Below are 21,695 nucleotides of genomic sequence, written 5' to 3'. Positions count from 1 at the left end.
CCCTCCCTCCTTACAGTTCAGCGACCAGTTTATTCACGATGTCGCTGTTAGCAGCTTCATCCACGGAACGCTCGATGATCTTCTCGGCGCCGGCAACAGCCAGCAGAGCCACTTGTTTACGCAGCTCTTCGCGAGCACGTTTACGCTCGGCGTCAATTTCCGCCTGAGCCTGCGCCACGATTTTGTTACGTTCCTGCTCGGCTTCTGCTTTCGCTTCGTCCAGGATCTGAGCGCGGCGTTTGTTCGCCTGCTCAATGATGACCTGAGCTTCTGCTTTCGCTTTTTTCAGCTGGTCGGTCGCATTGGCCTGTGCAAGGTCCAAATCCTTCTTAGCTCGTTCCGCAGAAGCCAAACCGTCAGCGATTTCTTTCTGACGTTTTTCAATGGCTGCCATTAATGGCGGCCATACATACTTCATGCAGAACAGAACGAACAGGACAAACGCGATGGCCTGGCCGAGGATTGTTGCGTTTAGATTCACAGCACAATGCCTCTTATCTGGTTAACGTTCTAAATACTTGCTGTAAAAAGCAACCCTTACTACGCGACAGCAAACATCACGTACAGACCCAGACCTACAGCGATCATCGGGATTGCGTCCACCAGACCCATAACGATAAAGAACTGAGTACGCAGAAGAGGAATCAGATCAGGTTGACGCGCTGCGCCTTCCAGGAATTTACCCCCGAGGATGCCGATACCGATCGCAGCACCGATTGCCGCCAGACCCATCATAATAGCGGCAGCCATGTACAGCAGATCCATATTCAGGTTTTCCATGACAGTCTCCAGATTGTTTCAGTTAAAACGTAGTAGTGTTGTTAAAAATCAATGCTCTTCAGACGCCATCGACAGATAGACGATCGTCAGAACCATGAAAATGAAGGCTTGCAGCGTAATAATCAGGATGTGGAAAATGGCCCATGGCACATTCAGGATCCACTGTGACCACCACGGCAACAGACCAGCAATCAGAATGAAAATCAACTCACCGGCATACATGTTGCCGAACAGTCGCAGACCGAGAGAAACCGGTTTGGACAGCAGGCTAACACCTTCCAGGATAAGGTTGACCGGGATAAACACCGGGTGGTTGAACGGCTGGAGTGTCAGCTCTTTAGCAAAACCACCCAGGCCTTTCATTTTGATGCTGTAGAACAGAATCAGGATAAATACGCCCAACGCCATCGACAGGGTGATGTTCACGTCCGCAGACGGCACCACACGCAGCGCAGGCAGACCCAGTACATGCTCAGCAATGTACGGCAGCAGGTCGATAGGCAGCAAATCCATCAGGTTCATCAGGAATACCCAGACGAAAATCGTCAGGGCCAGTGGCGCGATAAGCTTGCTTTTGCCGTGGTACATGTCTTTCACGCTACCGTGGACAAAACCAATAACCAGCTCAATCGCGGTCTGGAATTTCCCCGGGACGCCGCTGGTGGCCTTTTTGGCTACGCTACGGAACATCACCAGGAACAACAGACCCAGAACCACCGAGAAAAACATGGAGTCAATGTTGAGAGTCCAGAAGGTGGCCGGGGGGTTATGCGGATCCACCAGCGAAAGCGTACGAAGGTCAATCTGAAGGTTATTCAGATGGTGGCCTATGTACTCCTGCGGTGTTGAGATTTCTCCTGCAGACATGATGCCTCTTACCCTTTGTTGTTAATTACAGCGGGTGCCAGTATCTGAACAACCAGCACCGAAACCCACGTGACTATCAGCGGTAAAAACACCGCCTTTAAAACTGCCAGCGCCATCACCAGCAACACGAATGTTGCTAACACCTTGAACACTTCGCCGAAGGCAAAGGACCAGGCCACTCGGCCTCTGGCTGGTGTATGCGCCTGATGACGCCAGGCAAAAATCATAAACAACATATTCGGCAGAAAGACTGCCATACCGCCGCACACAGCGGAAGTGCCCCAGAAGGGGTCTTTGAGGCTAAACAGCAATCCGCTTGCTATTACCGCCAGAAACTGAATAAGCAGAAGCCTGCGAGCAACATTTCGACCCAAGAGCGACACAGACATCACTTTTAACTCCTGCTCACTTCGAGGTAGGCCGCGTGTCGTATAAAACGTTCTTTAAGGCCCGGAGTCAAGCATCAAAAAGCGGTCAAATTATACGGTGCGGCCTCGTGATTTCAAACAATAAGTAGCGAAAAGGTGAATAAATGTTTAAATAATTTTCCCGAGGGCTATTTTTCAACTTTTAGCGAAACTGTGAACCATCAGACACAATGTTGAATAACGCGAAATACCTGTTGCTAAAGCGTGCACCAGATCACAAATTAAACATTTATGCTCTCGCCAAAATATTGCCATCGGGAATTTGCGCCTTTTCATCTTTTTGATATTACAGATGATTACTGACAACTCTTTTTAAAACAGCTCGGTATACAATAAAAACCTTTCATTGACATTTATAATAATCATTTAACATTCATCAATACGTGCGAATGTCGATTTTTAGCAGACTGATATTTTCGCTGTTGACTATTTTCATGGTTAAGCAAAATTACGGCGTTAAAACTTAGAAAAAACGAAGTGAAATATGCGTTAAATGTAACCGAACGTATCACTGTTTTTTACGCCGTTTTTTAACATTCAGAAAACAGCACGAATTCTACATTTTTTGATAAAAATTAAATTTTGTTTGCCTTAATGACCACTAGATGTCGGTCCCCCTCAAGGTGAGGCACGTCTAATTTGACGATAGATTCTACTGAAAACTGAGCAGGCAGCGTGTCAATTTCATCATTTGGAATCAACCCTTTAAGGGCATAGAACTTGCCTTGTGTTCCAGGCAGATGCTGACACCAGTTCACCATGTCATTCAATGATGCGAATGCCCGGCTGATGACGCCATCAAAAGGCGGCTCGGCCGGAAAATCTTCGACGCGGCTCTGTACGGGAGTGATGTTCGGCAAATGAAGCTCATGCTGAACCTGGCGCAGAAAACGGACGCGTTTACCCAAGCTATCCAGCAGGGTGAAGTGTGCATCAGGAAAAACAATGGATAACGGGATCCCCGGCAGGCCTGGCCCCGTTCCGACATCGATAAACCGCTCCCCCTGCAAGTGCGGCGCAACCACGATGCTATCGAGGATATGGCGAATCAGCATCTCGTTCGGGTCACGTACAGAAGTCAGGTTGTAGGCTTTGTTCCATTTGTTGAGCATTTCGACATAGGCTACCAGCTGGTTTTTCTGGTGATCGGTGAGCGAAATACCTGCTTCATCGAGCAGACGAGAAAGTTTATTGAGCACGGTGATTACCTGTCTGAAAAATATACCCGGTGGCGTTAACGCTTACCGGGCTTTAAATCTGTTGTGCTGACAGGCAACGCACTCTCTGTCAGCACATGTTGCGTGAAGAGCATCAGGCGCTACGGCGCAGCATACCCTGTTTTTTCAACCAGACCAGCAGAATGGAGATCGCGGCAGGTGTGATCCCGGAAATACGCGATGCCTGTCCGATGGAGGCCGGTTTGTGATCGTTTAGTTTCGCGATCACTTCATTCGACAGGCCGCTGACCTGACGGTAATCCAGCGATGCAGGTAACAGCGTATTCTCGTTACGCTGCTGTTTTTCAATTTCATCCTGCTGACGCGCGATATAGCCCTCGTACTTCACCTGAATCTCAACCTGCTCAGCCGCCTGTTCGTCGCTCAGACCTGGAACGAACGGTGCCAGTTGTACTAGTTGGTCGTAAGTCATTTCCGGACGACGCAACAGATCTTCACCGCTGGCTTCACGAGACAGCGGTGCCGTCAGGTTTTTATTCACTTCCGGCGCAGCTTCCGAGGTTGGGTTCACCCAGATAGATTTCAGACGCTGACGTTCACGTTCGATATTTTCGAGTTTCTCGTTGTAGCGCGCCCAGCGTTCGTCGTCCACGAGGCCAAGCTCACGGCCGATTTCGGTCAGACGCAGATCGGCGTTATCTTCACGCAGCATCAGGCGATATTCGGCACGGGAGGTGAACATGCGGTACGGTTCTTTGGTACCCAGTGTGCAAAGATCGTCAACCAGTACGCCCAGATAAGCCTGAGAACGTGCCGGCGCCCAACCCTCTTTCTCGGCAGAGAAGCGTGCTGCGTTCAGACCAGCCAACAGCCCCTGGGCCGCTGCCTCTTCGTAGCCAGTGGTGCCGTTGATTTGGCCGGCAAAGAACAGTCCATGGATATATTTACTCTCCAGGGTCGGTTTCAGGTCACGCGGGTCGAAGAAATCGTACTCAATGGCATAGCCAGGGCGAACGATTTTGGCGTTTTCCATCCCCTCCATCGAGCGGACGATTTTCATCTGTACATCGAACGGCAGGCTGGTGGAGATACCGTTTGGGTAAATTTCGTTAGAGGTCAGCCCTTCCGGCTCCAGGAAGATCTGGTGCTGGTTACGATCGGCAAAGCGCATCACTTTGTCTTCGATCGACGGGCAGTAGCGTGGCCCGATCCCTTCGATCACGCCAGCATACATCGGGCTGCGATCGAGGTTATTGCGAATAACTTCATGGGTTTTCTCGTTAGTGTGGGTGATGTAGCACGGCACCTGACGCGGGTGTTGCGCGGCATTGCCCATAAACGAGAAGACCGGCATCGGATTATCGCCGTGCTGCTGCGCCAGGACGCTAAAATCAATGGTACGAGCGTCAATGCGCGGCGGCGTACCGGTTTTCAGGCGGCTTACGCGCAGCGGTAGTTCACGCAGACGACGAGAAAGGGGAATGGACGGCGGATCGCCTGCACGGCCACCGCTGTAGTTATCCAGCCCGATGTGAATTTTGCCGTCAAGGAATGTCCCGACGGTCAAAACGACCGCTTTAGCGCGGAATTTCAGGCCCATCTGGGTAACTGCACCCACCACGCGATCGTTTTCCACAATCAGATCTTCTACCGCCTGCTGGAAGATCATCAAATTCGGCTGATTTTCCAGCGCGGTACGCACAGCCTGACGGTAAAGTACGCGATCTGCCTGTGCTCGGGTCGCACGAACTGCCGGCCCTTTACTGCCGTTTAGTATCCTAAACTGGATACCCGCCTGATCGATCGCTTTTGCCATCAGACCGCCGAGTGCATCCACTTCTTTTACCAGGTGTCCTTTCCCAATACCGCCAATGGCCGGGTTGCAACTCATTTGCCCCAGCGTGTCGATATTGTGTGTCAAAAGCAGAGTCTGTTGACCCATACGCGCTGCGGCCATCGCGGCCTCAGTGCCTGCATGACCCCCGCCAATGATGATGACGTCAAAAGGATCCGGATAAAACATGGTGTATTGCCTCGCGTAAAGCGGTTAGAAAGTGGATTGATGCCTGGGCCGTGGATTCTACTCAACTTTAGCTCAGTGAGAAAGCATCAGGATCCCGGGTATTAAAAAGAAGATCTTTATATAGAGAGATCTGTTTTACTGTGATCTCTTATTAGGATCGCCCTGTCTTGTGGATAACCCGGATCCTGATATGAAGATCATGATGTTAGCCTGGATCATTAGCTGTGAATGATCGGTGATCCAGGTCAGTATAAGCTGGGATCAGAATGGGCAGTTATACACAACTCAAAAACTAAGCAACGGTTATACTTTGGATAACTACCGGTTGATCAACGCTTTTAAGCATAGTTATCCACACTCGATCGCGCGATCTTTAATCGATATTGAGTAAATTAATCCAGGATCCGAGCCAAATTTCAGCCGGATCTTCAGGAATGTCATGATCAAGGATGTTGATCTTCGCTGTTTCACCTAACTGTTTTGCCCCACAGGCTTTCAATGAAACCTCGAGTTTTTCAATCGCACCGCAAAAGGTGTCGTATTCGCGGCTGCCGATGCCAATCGCGCCAAAGCGTACGGCAGAAAGGTCAGGTTTTTGTTCATTAAGATCGTCATAAAACGGCTGGATGTTATCCGGCAGATCGCCTGCGCCATGGGTAGAACTCACCACCAGCCAGGTTCCTGCCTGCGGCAGATCTTCCAGTAACGGGCCGTGCAGGGTTTCGGTTGTAAAGCCTGCTTCTTTCAGTTTTTCCGCCAGGTGTTCCGCTACATATTCTGCGCCACCCAGGGTGCTGCCACTAATAAGCGTAATATCTGCCATCAGGTCCACTCCGGTTATGAGTTGCGTATTGTACGCTGTGAATGGGCTGGGATCTACCTGTGGACAATATGGGTATTAACGGTGGGGTAAAACGCCCTGTTACGGGCGGATCGTACGCATGATGGGGTTTTGCAAAGAGATCAGCGTTTCAGTGGACTGGATTTCATCAATTGTTTGGATCTTGTTGATAAGCACCTGTTGCAGAGCATCGATCGAGCGGCACATGACTTTAATAAAAATGCTGTAGTGGCCGGTGGTGTAGTAGGCTTCTGTTACCTCTTCCAGGCTTTCCAGGCGGGCTAACGCGGAGGGGTAGTCTTTTGCGCTTTTAAGGATAATGCCGATAAAGCAGCAGACGTCATAACCTAATTGTTTGGGGCTGACGTCAATTCGCGCGCCGGTAATAATCCCCGCCTGTTTCATTTTCTCTACGCGAACGTGAATTGTCCCCGGGCTTACACCGAATTGCTTGGCAAGCTCAGCGTAAGCAGTACGCGCATTCGCCATTAAGGCGTCAAGGATGCCTCGGTCCAGATTGTCGATCTGATAATTTTCCATAGGTTTTTCTTATGATGAATAAACATTCTTCCTATTTTAGCGGCTCATTTTAACGAATCAAAACTCCCTCCGGCTTTTTTGTTGTTGATTATTGAATAAAGGCGAGATTTTGTTGCTTAATCGTTTGCAACAGAACAAAGGAGTTAAAAAATGAAATCCGCTTACATCAGCAAACAACGTCAGATCGTATTCGTGAAGTCGCATTTTTCCCGCCAGCTTGAAGAAAAACTGGGGCTAATTGAAGTTCAGGCACCGATTCTAAGCCGTGTAGGAGATGGGACTCAGGATAACCTGTCGGGCTGTGAAAAAGCGGTACAGGTAAAAGTCAAAAACCTGCCGGATGCGCAATTTGAAGTTGTCCACTCGCTGGCCAAATGGAAACGTCAGACGCTGGGACAACACGATTTCAGCGCTGGCGAAGGGCTGTACACGCACATGAAAGCCCTGCGTCCGGATGAAGACCGCCTCTCCCCAATCCATTCTGTTTATGTTGATCAATGGGACTGGGAACGCGTACTGGGTGATGGCGAACGCCACACCGGCACGCTGAGATCAACAGTTGAAGCCATCTATGCCGGGATCAAAGCAACCGAAGCGGCAGTGAGCAAAGAGTTTGGCCTGACGCCCTTCCTGCCAGCGCAGATCCACTTTGTGCACAGCGAAGAGCTACTGAGCCGTTATCCGGGGCTGGACGCAAAAGGGCGTGAACGCGCAGTAGCCAAAGATCTGGGCGCAGTCTTTCTGATGGGGATTGGCGGGAAACTCAGCGACGGTAAGCGACACGATGTCCGCGCACCAGATTACGACGACTGGAGTACGCCCGGTGAGACAGGCTTGCACGGCCTGAACGGTGATATTCTGGTATGGAACCCGGTACTGGAAGATGCGCTTGAGCTCTCTTCTATGGGGATCCGCGTAGATGCTGATGCACTGAAACGTCAGCTTAACATCACGGGTGATGAAGATCGTCTGCGTCTCGACTGGCACCAGGCGTTGTTGCGCGGTGAGATGCCGCAAACGATCGGTGGTGGTATTGGCCAGTCTCGTTTGACGATGCTGCTACTGCAACTGCCGCACATCGGCCAGGTCCAGTGTGGCGTATGGCCTGCACAGGTTCGCGAGACCGTCGACGCGTTGCTGTAATTAGCGGCGCCAGCGCCTGAGCAAACGGCTTCTCATCCCGGTATCAAAGCGCCAGATATGATCGAAGATGCGCATGATGCCGGGTTTTCCGTGTGCTGACATCGCAACGGCGTGAAAACGGTGCTGGTGTACAGCCTGTAGTTCCTTGACCTTGCCTATCACATCGTCCGGCAGGCGCTGGGCGATAAAGTCAGAGATAACCACCGCATCGGCGTCATACCACTCCCCGCCCTGCATGCGTTCAATAATGGCGCGAAAGCAGCTCGCTAAATCCGTTCCGCCGCGAAAACGCTGGCTCAGAAAGCGGATAGCGTGCTCCAGCCCTTGCTGGCAGGTCAGCTCGTAACGCACGACCTCGCTGGAAAACAGCATAATAAAGCAGCGTCGTTTGTCTGCCAGCGCCACGCGCATCAGCGCCAGGCAGAAGGCTTTTGCGCACTGTTCATTGAACCCGCCCATCGAACCGGATGTGTCCACACACACAATAAACGGCCCGCGCGGCTGTTCATCGAAATCCTGATGAATAACCGGGCGCTCAACTTCTCTTTCCCGCCAGGCATCGCCATGCAGGCGGTAGGTTAGCAGTTGTTTTTCTACCAGCCGACGGTAGAACTCATATTCCAGTTCGGTAATACCCAGCGTCGCCAGTTCCGGCGGCAACAGACGCAGGATATCGTCACTTTGATGCAGCCCGTCAACCTGCTCCGGCACGGTAGAGGGTTCGCGCACCAGCATACGGAAGGTTTCCATGGGGGCATCTTTGCGCGGAACGGATTTTGCCTCACGGGATCGCCCAAGTTGTTCCGCCAGTTGCTTGAGTTCCGGCTGCTCGGTCAGGAAGTCACCGTATTGCACGATAAGTCGGTAATCGCCGCGCTTAATTTGCCCGGCGCTCATATCCCATAACCGCCCGGCGGCATTTTCGTTTTCAATCAGCACCGGTTCAAGCTGGCCGCTTAGGGTCATGCGTTCCTGTACTTCACTGAGTAACTGCTCGCGTTCCTCTTCCAGGAGTTGCTGATTAAACGCGGTTGTCTGTACCACCAGGCTTAACCGCCAGCGCTGTAAGAAAAGCGTTTGTAACGCCGGGGTAAAGGTCGGGTTGTCCTTCACCATTGCGTTTGCCTGAGCGGCAAACGGCGAGCGAAGCTTATCAAGAAGCGTCAGAATTTGCGGCAACTGAACGACGAACTGTGAAGTGGAAAGCAACTGACTTTGCTGATAGCAGAGCACTTCTTCAGCAAGTTCTGGCGGCACCTGTGTCTCTTTCAGGTGATTTTTCAGCGCTTCGCGCCAGCGGGGGACATCTTCGGTAATGACGTGCCTGAGTTTGGGGAATTTTTCAAAGAAAACAGCCAACTGGGGGGAGGCCAGTAAGGCGACGATAAGCTCTTCAACTATCGTCTCCTCACTGATGGCCAGCAGGGCATTTAGTGCATCCAGCGTCAGCATTGAAGCGCCTGTTGTATCTGCGCGCGAACGTCCTGCAGGCTGGCTTCAATGCGACCCAGCCAGTCGCCAGGAATGAACAGGCATTTTTGCTGTTCGCTAAAACGGGTGTGCTGCTGGTGCCAGAGCGTGTCGAGCGCTTCCAGTTGCTGCTTTATCTCTTCCGGCACATGGGTTGCCGTTCCACCCGGTAAAGCAAGACGGGAACCCTGCAGGCTGATATCGCGGATCAACAGATGCAAACTGGTGTCGACTTCAAGGTTAAGGATCTGCGCGAAGCCAATGCCGTTAAGTTTTCCTCGGATCTCCCCGCCTTTTGCCAGCCACTGGGCCAGCGCGGCACGTTCGATAGTCACATGAATGACCTGCATGTCATGTAATTTTAACGGTTGCTGGAGCAACAATGTCAGCGTGCTGTCTTGCAGATCTTCCGGCAAATCGTAATGCGGACGACGGCTGAACATGCCGCCCTGGCGCGAAACTTTGAGGGCCGTTTTGTCGCTGTGCTGCTGCTGGAGCTGGATGTTGCGCTGCGCAATCGCGCCCAGTTGCGTCAGCATGGATTGCTGCTGCCACGCGTGCCCGGTCATCAATATTTCAAGCTGATTTTGCATCAGACGCATGCTTTCAGCGTCATGCCACAGGCAGTCTTTCAGCAAGATCAAATCCACCGGGGCCACCGCATCGCGTCCGCTGAAAAAGGCGCTGGCCTGAAGCAGGCGAATGGCCTTTTTCCAGCGACGGTCAGAGACATAAGGCGCAGTAGGTAAGTTATCAAGCTGCTGGCGTAGCATGAAAATCAGCTCAAAAACGGCATCGGGTAGCTTCACCTGCACGATTTCCTGCTGCCAGCGCGCATAATCCTCATCGCTGATTTGCAGATCAACTGGCACCGGATTATCGCTTTCATCCTGCTGGCTGATGAGCATTGAGCGGAAGTTACTCTTATCCTGCACTTTATCGAGCCACAGGCGAATCAACATGCGGTCATAGAGTGCTTCGAGGCTGCTGTCAGCCTCGGGCAGTTCGTTAGACGCTGCCACCAGCAAGCGCATGGGGATTTTCTCTTCCAGCGCGCCGTTGCGAAAGCGACGTTCGTTAATCGCGGTTAATAGCGTATTCAGGATCGCCGGGCCGGCTTTCCAGATTTCGTCCAGAAACACAATCTCCGCTTCCGGCAGATAGCCATGTGTTAAACGTTCATAACGCCCTTCATCTTTCAGCGCCTGAATAGAAAGAGGACCAAACACCTCTTCGGGTGTGGAGAAGCGGGTCATCAGATATTCAAAAGCGCGGGCATTTTTAAAGGCGAATTTCAGGCGGCGGGCGATCAGGCTTTTGGCGATACCCGGCGGGCCGAGCAGGAAGACGCTTTCACCACTTAACGCGGCCAGCAGGCACAGGCGAATAGCGTGGCTACGCTCAAAAAGACCTTTTTCCAGCGCGCTACTTAAGCGGGAAATTCTTTCTGCTAATAAATGTGAGTGAGCCATAATTGATTTGCATCCTTTCGCCGCGATTCCGGCTTGCAACTGCGAGTATAGACGTTTCGATAAAGGCTTGTAATAGACTGAACAACGGCATCATTTTCTTTGCGCCAGGTTAATACGGTCGCAATTAGGGGGTACGATTTCATAAATAATCGTGCATACTGTGCGCTTTTTGTGGGCCAAGGGACTAAGCACACATTTGTCATTCAAACAAAAGATTAGTCTATGAGCACTGATAATAAGCAATCGTTGCCCGCGATAACACTCGCGGCTATTGGGGTTGTCTACGGTGATATCGGCACCAGCCCGCTTTATACACTTCGTGAATGTTTGTCAGGTCAATTTGGTTTTGGGGTTGAACGTGACGCCGTCTTCGGTTTTTTGTCGCTCATCTTCTGGCTGCTGATACTGGTCGTCTCGGTTAAATACCTAACTTTTGTTATGCGTGCAGATAACGCGGGTGAAGGTGGGATCTTAACGCTGATGTCGCTGGCAGGACGCAATACCTCCGCCAGAATGACCTCCGTGCTTGTTATCATGGGGCTTATTGGCGGCAGTTTCTTCTATGGTGAAGTGGTCATTACACCTGCCATCTCAGTGATGTCGGCTATAGAAGGGCTCGAAATCGTCGCACCATCGCTGGATACGTGGATTGTTCCGTTGTCCATTTTGGTGCTCACGCTGCTGTTTATGATCCAAAAGCACGGCACAGGGCTGGTGGGCAAACTCTTTGCTCCTATTATGCTCGCCTGGTTTTTAATCCTGGCGGTGCTGGGTGCGCGCGGTATTATCAGTAATCCTGAGGTGCTGCAGGCGCTTAACCCGGCGTGGGCGGTCAATTTCTTCCTTCAATACAAAGCCGTCTCGTTTGTTGCGTTGGGCGCGGTGGTGCTTTCTATCACCGGGGTAGAGGCGTTGTATGCGGATATGGGCCATTTCGGGAAGCTGCCCATTCGCCTTGCGTGGTTTATCGTGGTGTTGCCATCACTGGCGCTGAATTACTTTGGTCAGGGGGCGTTGCTGCTGAAAACCCCGGAAGCGATCAAAAACCCGTTCTTCCTGCTGGCTCCTGAATGGGCTCTGATTCCGATGTTGATCATTGCAACGCTGGCGACGGTCATCGCGTCTCAGGCGGTTATTTCGGGCGTGTTCTCTCTGACGCGTCAGGCAGTGCGTCTGGGTTATCTCTCGCCAATGCGCATTATCCATACGTCGGAGATGGAATCCGGGCAGATCTACATTCCCTTTATTAACTGGCTGCTCTACTTCGCGGTTGTTATCGTGATCGTGAGTTTTGAACACTCCAGTAACCTGGCGGCGGCTTATGGTATTGCGGTGACCGGTACAATGGTGCTGACGTCGATTCTTTCTATGACCGTGGCGCGCAAGAACTGGCACTGGAACAAAATGGTTGTCGGTCTGTTGCTTACCATGTTCCTGTGTATAGATGTGCCGCTTTTCTCGGCTAACCTCGATAAGTTGCTGTCCGGTGGCTGGTTGCCATTGAGTCTGGGTCTGGTCATGTTCATCGTGATGACCACATGGAAGAGCGAGCGTTTCCGCCTGCTGCGCCGCATGCATGAGCATGGCAACTCACTGGAAGCGATGATTGCTTCGCTGGAAAAATCGCCGCCGGTGCGAGTTCCGGGTACGGCGGTATATATGTCCCGCGCGCTGAATGTAATTCCGTTTGCTATGTTGCATAACCTGAAACATAACAAAGTACTGCATGAACGCGTGATCCTGCTGACGCTGCGTACAGAAGATGCGCCCTATGTGCACAATGTGCGTCGTGTGCAGATTGAGCAACTCTCGCCGACGTTCTGGCGCGTGGTGGCCAGCTATGGCTGGCGCGAAACGCCAAATGTGGAAGAGGTGTTCCACCGCTGCGGTCTGGAAGGGCTCAGTTGCCGTATGATGGAGACATCCTTCTTTATGTCTCATGAGTCGCTGATTGTGGGTAAACGGCCCTGGTATCTACGGCTGCGCGGCAAGTTATACCTCCTGTTGCAACGCAATGCGCTGCGTGCGCCGGACCAGTTTGAAATCCCACCCAACCGGGTTATCGAACTCGGTACACAGGTCGAAATTTAACGCCTTTTAAACCCCTCTTCGTGAGGGGTTTTTGCTATTTCTCGTCTGCAATTTTATATAAGTAAGATTACTTGTGTTTTCTTTCTGCAACGCGCGCGAAACGTTTCGATTTCGATCACACTTCTGTAATGCCATGGTGGTTTTCTGAACATTCTCAGGTCTACACTGAGATCAGCGAAACGTTTCGCTAATGGAGCATAAAATGAAAAAAGGTACTGTTCTCAACGCTGAAATCTCGTCGGTCATCTCCCGTCTTGGGCATACCGATACGCTGGTGGTTTGTGATGCAGGCTTGCCTGTGCCGAAAAGCACCGCGCGTATTGATATGGCATTAACCCAGGGGGTTCCATCCTTTATGCAGGTACTGGAGGTGGTCACCGCCGAGATGCAGGTTGAAGCAGCTATCCTCGCGTCGGAAATCGAACAGCAGAATCCACAGCTCCACGAAACGTTGCTCAATCACATTGAGCAGCTGCAGCAACACCAGGGGAATACCATAGAAGTTCGTTATGTTTCACACGAACAATTTAAAAAACACACCGCGGACAGTCAGGCGGTGATTCGCAGCGGGGAATGTTCCCCGTATGCGAATATCATTCTCTGTGCTGGCGTCACCTTCTGAGGCCATCATGGACGCATTACTGCAACTCAAAGGGATCGATAAAGCGTTCCCGGGCGTTAAAGCCCTGTCTGGCGCCGCGTTAAATGTTTATCCCGGCCGCGTCATGGCGCTGGTCGGCGAAAATGGCGCGGGCAAATCCACGATGATGAAAGTCCTGACCGGCATCTATACCCGTGATGCCGGTTCATTACTGTGGCTGGGTAAAGAGACCACCTTTACCGGACCTAAATCCTCGCAAGAAGCCGGCATCGGCATTATCCACCAGGAACTCAACCTGATCCCCCAGCTCACCATTGCCGAAAATATCTTTATCGGCCGTGAATTCGTGAACCGCTTTGGCAAAATCGACTGGAAAAAGATGTATGCCGAAGCCGATAAGCTGCTGCTTAAACTGAATCTCCGCTTTAAAAGCGACAGGCTGGTGGGGGAGCTTTCCATTGGCGATCAACAGATGGTCGAGATTGCGAAGGTCCTGAGTTATGAGTCGCAGGTCATCATTATGGATGAACCGACCGATGCCCTGACTGATACCGAAACTGAATCCCTTTTCCGCGTCATTCGGGAATTGAAAGCGCAAGGGCGCGGGATTGTCTATATCTCTCACCGTATGAAAGAGATCTTCGAGATTTGCGATGATGTGACCGTGTTCCGCGACGGCCAGTTTATCGCCGAGCGTGAAGTTGCAACGCTGACCGAAGATACGCTTATCGAAATGATGGTTGGACGCAAACTGGAAGATCAATACCCGCGCCTCGATAAAGCGCCGGGCGATATCCGTCTGAAAGTCGATAACCTGTGCGGCCCAGGCGTGAACAATGTGAGTTTTACCCTACGCAAAGGGGAGATTCTGGGCGTGGCGGGCCTGATGGGCGCCGGGCGTACCGAACTGATGAAAGTGCTTTATGGCGCGCTGCCGCGCACCAGCGGAAGCGTCACGCTGGATGACCATGAAGTTGTTACCCGTTCACCGCAGGATGGCCTGGCGAACGGTATCGTCTACATCTCCGAAGACCGCAAGCGTGATGGTTTAGTGCTGGGTATGTCGGTTAAAGAGAATATGTCGCTGACGGCGCTGGGTTATTTCAGCCGTCCGGGTGGCAATTTAAAACATAAAGAAGAGCAGCAGGCGGTGAGTGATTTCATTCGTCTGTTCAATGTCAAAACGCCATCAATGGAACAGGCTATTGGCCTGCTTTCTGGTGGTAACCAGCAGAAAGTGGCTATCGCACGCGGTTTGATGACGCGCCCGAAAGTGCTGATCCTTGATGAGCCGACCCGCGGCGTTGATGTCGGGGCGAAAAAAGAGATTTATCAGCTTATTAACCAGTTCAAGGCCGACGGCCTGAGTATCATTCTGGTGTCATCGGAGATGCCAGAAGTCTTAGGTATGAGTGATCGCATCATGGTGATGCATGAAGGGCATCTCGGCGGTGAATTCACGCGCGAGCAGGCCACTCAGGAAGTATTGATGGCTGCCGCAGTGGGCAAGCTTAATCGTGTGAATCAGGAGTAAAAAAGATGACTACCCAGGCTGTTTCTGGTCGCCGCTATTTCACCAAAGCGTGGTTGATGGAACAAAAATCGCTGATCGCCTTGCTGGTGCTGATTGCCATTGTGTCGACCATGAGTCCGAACTTTTTTACCGTCAATAACCTGTTGAATATCCTGCAGCAAACCTCTGTGAACGCCATTATGGCGGTTGGCATGACGCTGGTCATTTTAACTTCCGGGATCGATCTGTCCGTTGGTTCTCTGTTGGCGTTGACCGGTGCGGTTGCCGCGTCGCTCGTCGGTATGGAGGTGAATGCACTGGTGGCTGTCGCCGCCGCTCTGGCGCTGGGGGCTGCTATTGGCGCGGTAACCGGGACTATCGTGGCGAAAGGGCGAGTGCAGGCATTTATCGCAACCCTGGTCATGATGCTCTTACTGCGCGGTGTGACGCTGGTGTACACCAATGGGAGCCCGATCAACACCGGTTTTACGGACAATGCAGATATCTTTGGCTGGTTTGGTATTGGTCGCCCGCTGGGGATCCCGACACCAGTATGGCTCATGGCAATTGTCTTTATCGCCACCTGGTACTTACTGCATCACACCCGTTTGGGCCGCTATATCTATGCGCTCGGGGGAAATGAAGCCGCAACACGCTTGTCCGGTATCAGCGTCGATAAAGTCAAAGTGATTGTCTACTCTTTGTGTGGGCTTTTGGCGTCGCTGGCGGGCATCATTGAAGTTGCGCGCCTCTCCTCAGGGCAACCGACCGCAGGTACTGGCTATGAGCTGGATGCTATCGCTGCGGTAGTGTTGGGCGGTACCAGTCTTGCTGGCGGTAAAGGGCGCATCGTTGGGACATTGATCGGCGCATTGATTCTCGGCTTCCTGAATAATGGATTGAATTTGTTAAGTGTTTCCTCCTATTACCAGATGATCGTTAAAGCAGTGGTGATTCTGCTGGCGGTCTTGGTAGACAACAAAAAGCAGTAATTACCTACACTACAGGACATCATGATATGAACATGAAAAAACTGGCTACTCTGGTTTCTGCTGTTGCACTGAGCGCCACCGTAAGCGCGAACGCGATGGCGAAAGACACGATTGCATTGGTTATTTCCACGCTGAACAACCCGTTCTTCGTTAGCCTTAAAGATGGCGCGCAAAAAGAAGCGGACAAACTGGGTTACGATCTGGTTGTGCTGGATTCACAAAATAACCCGGCAAAAGAGCTGGCTAACGTTCAGGACTTAACGGTACGCGGTACCAAACTGCTGCTTATCAACCCGACTGATTCCGACGCTGTAGGTAACGCCGTGAAGATGGCGAATCAGGCAAATATTCCGGTTATCACCCTTGACCGTGCTGCTGCGAAAGGCGAAGTGGTAAGCCACATCGCTTCGGATAACGTGCTGGGCGGTAAAATTGCTGGCGATTACATTGCCAAGAAAGCCGGTGAAGGCGCGAAAGTTATCGAATTGCAGGGTATTGCGGGGACATCTGCTGCCCGTGAGCGTGGCGAAGGCTTCCAGCAGGCTGTTGCCGCCCATAAATTTAACGTCCTGGCGAGCCAGCCGGCTGACTTTGACCGTACAAAAGGCCTGAACGTTATGCAGAACTTGCTGACGGCGCACCCGGATGTACAGGCGGTGTTTGCACAGAACGATGAAATGGCGCTGGGTGCGATGCGCGCCCTGCAAACTGCAGGTAAAACAGATGTGATGGTGGTTGGGTTTGACGGTACGCCTGATGGCGTAAAAGCCGTAAATGACGGCAAAATGGCGGCGACGATTGCTCAGCTTCCGGAAATGATTGGCGCGAAAGGCGTAGACACCGCAGCACAGGTGCTGAAAGGTGAAAAAGTCCACGCCAAAATCCCGGTAGACCTGAAACTGGTTATCAAACAATAAAAATCGTCAGGCTATCTCACCGGGATAGCCTGAAAAAAGCATCAAGAAAAGCAGAGCTCGCGCCACCCGCTGGCGGGTGGCGCATTTTAATGGACAAGCTCATCATGAAAACCACAGGCAAACTTGTTGTCCTCGGTAGTATTAATGCCGATCACATTCTTAACCTTGAATCATTCCCAACCCCCGGGGAGACCGTTACCGGCACGCAATATCAGATTGCATTCGGCGGTAAAGGTGCAAACCAGGCGGTGGCTGCCGGGCGCAGCGGTGCGGATATTGCCTTCATTGCCTGCACGGGTGATGACGACACCGGTGAACGTGTCCGCCAGCAACTAATTAGCGACAACATTGATGTGGCGCCTGTTAGCGTGATTGCTAATGAGTCGACCGGCGTGGCGCTGATTTTTGTTAATGGCGAAGGTGAGAATGTGATCGGTATTCATGCGGGTGCGAACGCGGCGCTCTCTCCGGCACTTGTTGATGCCCAGCAGGAGCGTATTGCACAGGCTTCCGCGCTGTTAATGCAACTTGAATCCCCGGTAGAAAGCGTTCTGGCCGCAGCGCGTATTGCCCATGCGAACCAGACCATTGTGGCGCTCAACCCCGCTCCGGCACGTGAGCTTTCTGATGAGTTGCTGGCGCTGGTGGACATCATCACACCGAATGAAACCGAAGCCGAAAAACTGACGGGTATTAATGTTGCCAGCGATGAAGATGCGGCGCGCGCGGCGCAGGTACTACACGCCAAAGGCATTGATACGGTCATCATTACGCTGGGAAGCCGTGGTGTCTGGGCTAGCGTGAAAGGCGACGGTCGTCGTGTTCCGGGTTTTAAAGTGAAAGCCATTGATACCATTGCAGCCGGGGATACCTTTAATGGTGCTCTGATGACCGCACTGCTGGAAGACCTCGCGCTGGATGACGCTATTCGTTTTGCTCATGCGGCGGCGGCCATTGCTGTCACCCGCAAAGGCGCGCAACCGTCTGTTCCGTGGCGCAAAGAAATTGACGATTTCCTGGCTGAGCAGGGGTGATGATTGGCTACGATGAAGGATGTGGCCCGGATGGCGGGCGTATCGACGTCAACCGTTTCGCATGTCATCAATAAAGATCGCTTTGTCAGTGAAGCCATCCGCGAAAAGGTGGAGTCCGCGATCAAGGCGCTCAACTATGCGCCGTCTGCACTGGCGCGCAGCCTGAAAATCAATCAAACCCGCACTATCGGGATGTTGATTACCGCCAGTACAAACCCTTTCTACTCTGAACTGGTACGTGGCGTGGAACGTAGCTGCTTTGAGCGCGGTTATAGCCTGGTGTTATGCAACACCGAAGGGGATGAGCAGCGCATGAACAGCAATCTGGAAACGCTGATGCAAAAGCGTGTCGATGGTCTGCTGCTTTTATGTACGGAAACGCATCAGCCTTCCCGGGAAATTCTGCAGCGCTATCCCTCGGTGCCCACGGTGATGATGGACTGGGCTCCGTTTGATGGGGACAGTGACCTTATTCAGGATAATTCTCTGCTCGGCGGCGACATGGCGACGCAGTACCTGATCAATAAAGGCCATACCCATATTGCCTGTATTGCTGGCCCGCTAGATAAAACGCCTGCCCGCCTGCGCCTCGAAGGTTATCGTGATGCGATGGCTCGCGCGGGCCTGACCATCCATGACGGTGATGAAATTATTGGCAACTTTGAGTTTAGCGGCGGCTTTGAAGCAATGCAGATGCTGCTGGCACTGGAAGCGCGACCGCAGGCGGTATTTATTTGTAATGATGCGATGGCTGTCGGGGCTTACCTGGCACTATATCAGGCCGGGCTGCGTGTGCCGCAGGATATTGCCATTGTTGGTTATGACGACATTGAACTGGCGCAGTATATGACGCCGCCGCTCACCACCATTCATCAGCCGAAAGATGAACTGGGGGAGCTGGCGATCGATGTGCTGATTCACCGTATCTCTGACCCTACGCAACAACAACAGCGGCTACAGCTTACGCCGGTGTTGATGGAGCGTGGCTCAGCGTAGTATTAATGCTTTTCTTTTATCAGGTTACGACCATCTTTCGGCTTTAACAGCATAAAGGTCAGGGCGGATACCAGGGTGATGGCGCCCATCGTCACAAAGGTATAGTGAAACTGTTCCACGGTATTCGCGCTGTCAAACCCTTCGTAAAACCGCAACACTGCCGCACTGACGGCGACACCAAGGCTGATAGAGAGTTGTTGCGTTACGGCCAGCACACTATTCCCGCTACTGGCGTTTTCGTCAGTCAGGTCGGCAAGCGTAATGGTATTCATGGCGGTGAATTGTGTGGACATGGCCATCCCCAGGATGAACAGCGGTAATATCAGCAGCCACACTTCCATTGACGGTGATTGCAGAGAAAATTGCGCAATCATCAAACCGATAAACAGGGTAATGGCTACAAGGGTTTTCCTGTAACCCAGGCGGCGCAATACCTGGGTGACCATAGATTTTGCCAGAATGGACCCCATTGCCGTCGGCGCCATCATGCATCCGGCAATCAGTGCTGGATAGCCAAACCCAACCTGTAGCATCAGCGGCATCAAAAATGGCACACAGCCCGTCCCCAGTCGCGAAGCAATATTACCGATAATGCCCACAGAGAAGGTGCGTGTCTTAAACAGATTGAGCGAGATGAGCGGCGTGGGGTGACGGCGCGCGTGGCGAATATAAAGAAGAAATAACAGCACGCCGCTCAGTATCACGGCCGATGCCAGCCAGCTTGCGACAATTTTCTCGCCAAACAACTCCATGCCACTGGAAAACAGGACCAGGCTCAGGCCGAAGAGGAAAAAGCCGCCGGTATCGAAGCCTTTACGCGGTGTGGTGAAGTTGGGCATATATTTACGTGCATATAAAATTCCGGCTATACCAATCGGAATATTAATAAGGAAGATCCAGTGCCAGCTTGCCCAGGTTACCAGCACGCCACCCAATACCGGGCCGAGGATGGGGCCTACCAGGCCTGGCATAGTGACAAAGTTAAGTACCGGCAGAAGCTCACTGCGCGGATAGGCGCGTAGCAGTGCCAGACGTGCAACTGGCATCATCATTGCGCCGCCTATTCCCTGAATCACGCGAAAGCATACCAGTGCCCCGAGCGACGTCGAGAGTGCGCAGGCCAGTGAACCCAGCGTAAAGAGCGTGACGGCCAGCATGAAGATACGCCGGGTGCCAAAACGGTCCGCCAGCCAGCCGCTTGCCGGAATCAACATGGCGACCGTCAGGGTATAACTGATAATGGCGGACTGCATAGCAAGAGGAGAACGATCAAGGCTCTGTGCGATAGCGGGTAGTGCGGTATTCAGAATGGTGGCGTCCAGCGCCTGCATAAAGAAGGCCATGGCCGCAATCCACGGCAATCCGGCCATACTGCGAGCTTTCTTTTCAGTCATTCTTTGTCCTGTTATTTTGCCGTTGGCGCGTTTGGCGTCTTCAACAGAGTCTGGCAGGCCTGAAAGGCACTATCCCCATCACTTTCCTGAATCGCATCAACAATAGCCTGATGCAGATCGAGCTTTATGGCCTGGTCCTGAGTGATGGAAGTAAAGTAGGTATGGTATATAGAATGGAACAGCGTAGCGAAAGAGATAAGAAAAGGATTAGCACTCATCGTATAAATATGTTCGTGCCAGGACATATCAACTTCAATCCAGCGATCACGGTTAAAGTGCTTTTTCAGATACACCATCTCTTCCATTAATGTATTGAGGTGTGCTTTTTGCTCCGCGCTGCCTAATTGTGCTGCCAACTGGCAAGCTTGTGGTTCGAGACTGTTACGCATAATAAGGAAGTGCTGGATGACTTCATGAAAGTTATCCTCGCTCATCCACCAGACCAGTAATTCTTTATCAAGGAAATTCCAGTTCTCTCTGGGCATAACCCGGGTACCGATGCGCGGGCGAGGAAGCACCATACCTTTCGCCGTTAATGTCTTTACCGCCTCCCTGACCGCCGTGCGGCTTACACCGAACTGCTCACCCAATTCTATCTCACCAGGCAAAATGCAGCCCGGGGCATATTCGCCTCTCAGAATTTGTTGTGCCAGTTTCTCCGCCAGCACCCATGAGAGGTTTTTTTGCGCGGCAAGCTGTTGTGCGTTCAAAGACATTTATCGCTTCCTTTTATTCTTATTCACTCTTTAGTATGCCACCGGGGCTATTCCTGTGGTGGCAAAAACAGCAAAACAGGCCTTTTACGGTGCTTTTTACCGCGCCTTGTTGAAAAAAGAGACGGTTAAAAACTTTTTTGAAATTTATGCTTGTCACTTCACAAGAACTCCCTATAATGCGCCTCCACTGACACGGAACAACGGCAAACAAGCCGCCGGGTCAGCGGGGTTCTCCTGAGAGTCCCGGCAGAGAAAAGCGAAAATAAACGCTTGACTCTGAAAGAGGAAAGCGTAATATACGCCACCTCGCAACGGTGAGCAAAAGCCGCGTTGCACTGCTCTTTAACAATTTATCAGACAATCTGTGTGGGCACTCAAAGTGACATGGATTCTTGATGTCTTCGGACACTAAATGAATACCAAGTCTCAACGAGTGAACACGTAATTCATTACGAAGTTTAATTCATTGAGCATCAAACTTTTAAATTGAAGAGTTTGATCATGGCTCAGATTGAACGCTGGCGGCAGGCCTAACACATGCAAGTCGAACGGTAGCACAGAGGAGCTTGCTCCTCGGGTGACGAGTGGCGGACGGGTGAGTAATGTCTGGGAAACTGCCCGATGGAGGGGGATAACTACTGGAAACGGTAGCTAATACCGCATAACGTCGCAAGACCAAAGAGGGGGACCTTCGGGCCT

The 21,695-nt window shown here is 51.9% G+C and carries 20 protein-coding genes, 1 rRNA gene and 1 pseudogene; 10 read left to right on the top strand and 12 right to left on the bottom strand.

Annotated elements, in window-relative coordinates; translation table 11 throughout:
• Positions 1 to 10 precede the first annotated feature (10 nt).
• From atpF to asnC, 8 genes are all read right to left on the bottom strand, one after another.
• Complete coding sequence (gene atpF, locus ABU190_RS23120; RefSeq protein WP_007369369.1) at positions 11 to 481, bottom strand: F0F1 ATP synthase subunit B; 471 nt, start codon at positions 479 to 481, stop codon at positions 11 to 13.
• Between the two features lie 59 nt (positions 482 to 540).
• Entirely contained in the window at positions 541 to 780 is a 240-nt protein-coding gene (gene atpE / locus ABU190_RS23115; RefSeq protein ID WP_004393045.1) for a F0F1 ATP synthase subunit C, read from the bottom strand.
• A gap of 48 nt (positions 781 to 828) precedes the next feature.
• Positions 829 to 1,647 (bottom strand): F0F1 ATP synthase subunit A, encoded by an 819-nt coding sequence (atpB, locus tag ABU190_RS23110; RefSeq protein WP_039080002.1) that lies wholly within the window; start codon positions 1,645 to 1,647, stop codon positions 829 to 831.
• A gap of 8 nt (positions 1,648 to 1,655) precedes the next feature.
• Positions 1,656 to 2,036, bottom strand: a complete 381-nt coding sequence (atpI, locus tag ABU190_RS23105; RefSeq protein ID WP_354692507.1) for a F0F1 ATP synthase subunit I — start codon at positions 2,034 to 2,036, stop codon at positions 1,656 to 1,658.
• A gap of 614 nt (positions 2,037 to 2,650) precedes the next feature.
• On the bottom strand, positions 2,651 to 3,274 hold the full coding sequence (gene rsmG, locus ABU190_RS23100; protein WP_354692488.1) for a 16S rRNA (guanine(527)-N(7))-methyltransferase RsmG: 624 nt from the start codon (positions 3,272 to 3,274) through the stop codon (positions 2,651 to 2,653).
• Between the two features lie 112 nt (positions 3,275 to 3,386).
• Positions 3,387 to 5,276, bottom strand: a complete 1,890-nt coding sequence (gene mnmG, locus ABU190_RS23095; RefSeq protein ID WP_039079999.1) for a tRNA uridine-5-carboxymethylaminomethyl(34) synthesis enzyme MnmG — start codon at positions 5,274 to 5,276, stop codon at positions 3,387 to 3,389.
• A gap of 373 nt (positions 5,277 to 5,649) precedes the next feature.
• A complete protein-coding gene (mioC, locus tag ABU190_RS23090; protein ID WP_354692487.1) occupies positions 5,650 to 6,099 on the bottom strand; it encodes an FMN-binding protein MioC in 450 nt (149 codons plus the stop codon).
• 99 nt (positions 6,100 to 6,198) lie between these two features.
• Positions 6,199 to 6,657, bottom strand: coding sequence for a transcriptional regulator AsnC (gene asnC, locus ABU190_RS23085; RefSeq protein ID WP_039079997.1), 459 nt, complete (start codon positions 6,655 to 6,657; stop codon positions 6,199 to 6,201).
• A 150-nt stretch (positions 6,658 to 6,807) separates the two neighbouring features.
• Here asnC and asnA point away from each other — a divergent pair, with 150 nt between their 5' ends.
• Entirely contained in the window at positions 6,808 to 7,800 is a 993-nt protein-coding gene (gene asnA / locus ABU190_RS23080; RefSeq protein ID WP_354692486.1) for an aspartate--ammonia ligase, read from the top strand.
• Here the strand turns inward: asnA and viaA are convergent, their stop codons facing one another.
• Together viaA and ravA are read right to left on the bottom strand one after the other, a co-directional pair.
• Entirely contained in the window at positions 7,801 to 9,252 is a 1,452-nt protein-coding gene (viaA, locus tag ABU190_RS23075) for an ATPase RavA stimulator ViaA (protein ID WP_039079995.1), read from the bottom strand.
• Positions 9,246 to 10,742, bottom strand: coding sequence for an ATPase RavA (ravA, locus tag ABU190_RS23070; RefSeq protein WP_071195150.1), 1,497 nt, complete (start codon positions 10,740 to 10,742; stop codon positions 9,246 to 9,248). The genes viaA and ravA overlap by 7 nt, the downstream gene beginning before the upstream one ends.
• A 222-nt stretch (positions 10,743 to 10,964) precedes the next feature.
• Between ravA and kup the strand changes: the two genes are divergently transcribed.
• The 7 genes from kup (at position 10,965) to rbsR (ending at position 18,886) form a co-directional block, all read left to right on the top strand.
• Entirely contained in the window at positions 10,965 to 12,833 is a 1,869-nt protein-coding gene (gene kup, locus ABU190_RS23065) for a low affinity potassium transporter Kup (RefSeq protein WP_039079993.1), read from the top strand.
• A gap of 202 nt (positions 12,834 to 13,035) precedes the next feature.
• Entirely contained in the window at positions 13,036 to 13,455 is a 420-nt protein-coding gene (gene rbsD / locus ABU190_RS23060) for a D-ribose pyranase (RefSeq protein ID WP_039079992.1), read from the top strand.
• A 7-nt stretch (positions 13,456 to 13,462) separates the two neighbouring features.
• On the top strand, positions 13,463 to 14,968 hold the full coding sequence (gene rbsA / locus ABU190_RS23055; RefSeq protein ID WP_354692506.1) for a ribose ABC transporter ATP-binding protein RbsA: 1,506 nt from the start codon (positions 13,463 to 13,465) through the stop codon (positions 14,966 to 14,968).
• 5 nt (positions 14,969 to 14,973) lie between these two features.
• Positions 14,974 to 15,939 carry a ribose ABC transporter permease gene (rbsC, locus tag ABU190_RS23050; RefSeq protein ID WP_039079990.1) on the top strand — a complete coding sequence of 322 codons (966 nt, stop codon included), beginning with the start codon at positions 14,974 to 14,976 and terminating at the stop codon, positions 15,937 to 15,939.
• 26 nt (positions 15,940 to 15,965) lie between these two features.
• Positions 15,966 to 16,856 (top strand): ribose ABC transporter substrate-binding protein RbsB, encoded by an 891-nt coding sequence (gene rbsB, locus ABU190_RS23045; protein WP_039079989.1) that lies wholly within the window; start codon positions 15,966 to 15,968, stop codon positions 16,854 to 16,856.
• A 104-nt stretch (positions 16,857 to 16,960) separates the two neighbouring features.
• A complete protein-coding gene (gene rbsK, locus ABU190_RS23040) occupies positions 16,961 to 17,890 on the top strand; it encodes a ribokinase (protein WP_071195161.1) in 930 nt (309 codons plus the stop codon).
• Between the two features lie 3 nt (positions 17,891 to 17,893).
• On the top strand, positions 17,894 to 18,886 hold the full coding sequence (rbsR, locus tag ABU190_RS23035; RefSeq protein WP_103245128.1) for a ribose operon transcriptional repressor RbsR: 993 nt from the start codon (positions 17,894 to 17,896) through the stop codon (positions 18,884 to 18,886).
• Here the strand turns inward: rbsR and mdtD are convergent.
• Positions 18,852 to 20,280: pseudogene (gene mdtD, locus ABU190_RS23030) on the bottom strand (multidrug transporter subunit MdtD). The gene rbsR and the pseudogene mdtD sit on opposite strands and share 35 nt — an antisense overlap.
• A gap of 11 nt (positions 20,281 to 20,291) precedes the next feature.
• Positions 20,292 to 20,996 carry a FadR/GntR family transcriptional regulator gene (locus ABU190_RS23025; protein WP_193794762.1) on the bottom strand — a complete coding sequence of 235 codons (705 nt, stop codon included), beginning with the start codon at positions 20,994 to 20,996 and terminating at the stop codon, positions 20,292 to 20,294.
• 55 nt (positions 20,997 to 21,051) lie between these two features.
• On the opposite strand from ABU190_RS23025, the gene ABU190_RS23020 reads away from it, so the two are divergent.
• Both ABU190_RS23020 and ABU190_RS23015 read left to right on the top strand, forming a co-directional pair.
• Positions 21,052 to 21,234, top strand: a complete 183-nt coding sequence (locus tag ABU190_RS23020; protein WP_354692485.1) for a hypothetical protein — start codon at positions 21,052 to 21,054, stop codon at positions 21,232 to 21,234.
• A gap of 245 nt (positions 21,235 to 21,479) precedes the next feature.
• A 16S ribosomal RNA gene (locus tag ABU190_RS23015) occupies positions 21,480 to 21,695 on the top strand; the annotation flags it as partial.

It is taken from the genome of Phytobacter sp. RSE-02 (assembly GCF_040578655.1).
Taxonomy (GTDB): Bacteria; Pseudomonadota; Gammaproteobacteria; order Enterobacterales; family Enterobacteriaceae; genus Phytobacter; species Phytobacter diazotrophicus.
Note: the sequence above shows the minus strand (reverse complement) of the source record. Positions and strands in the feature narration are given on the sequence as shown.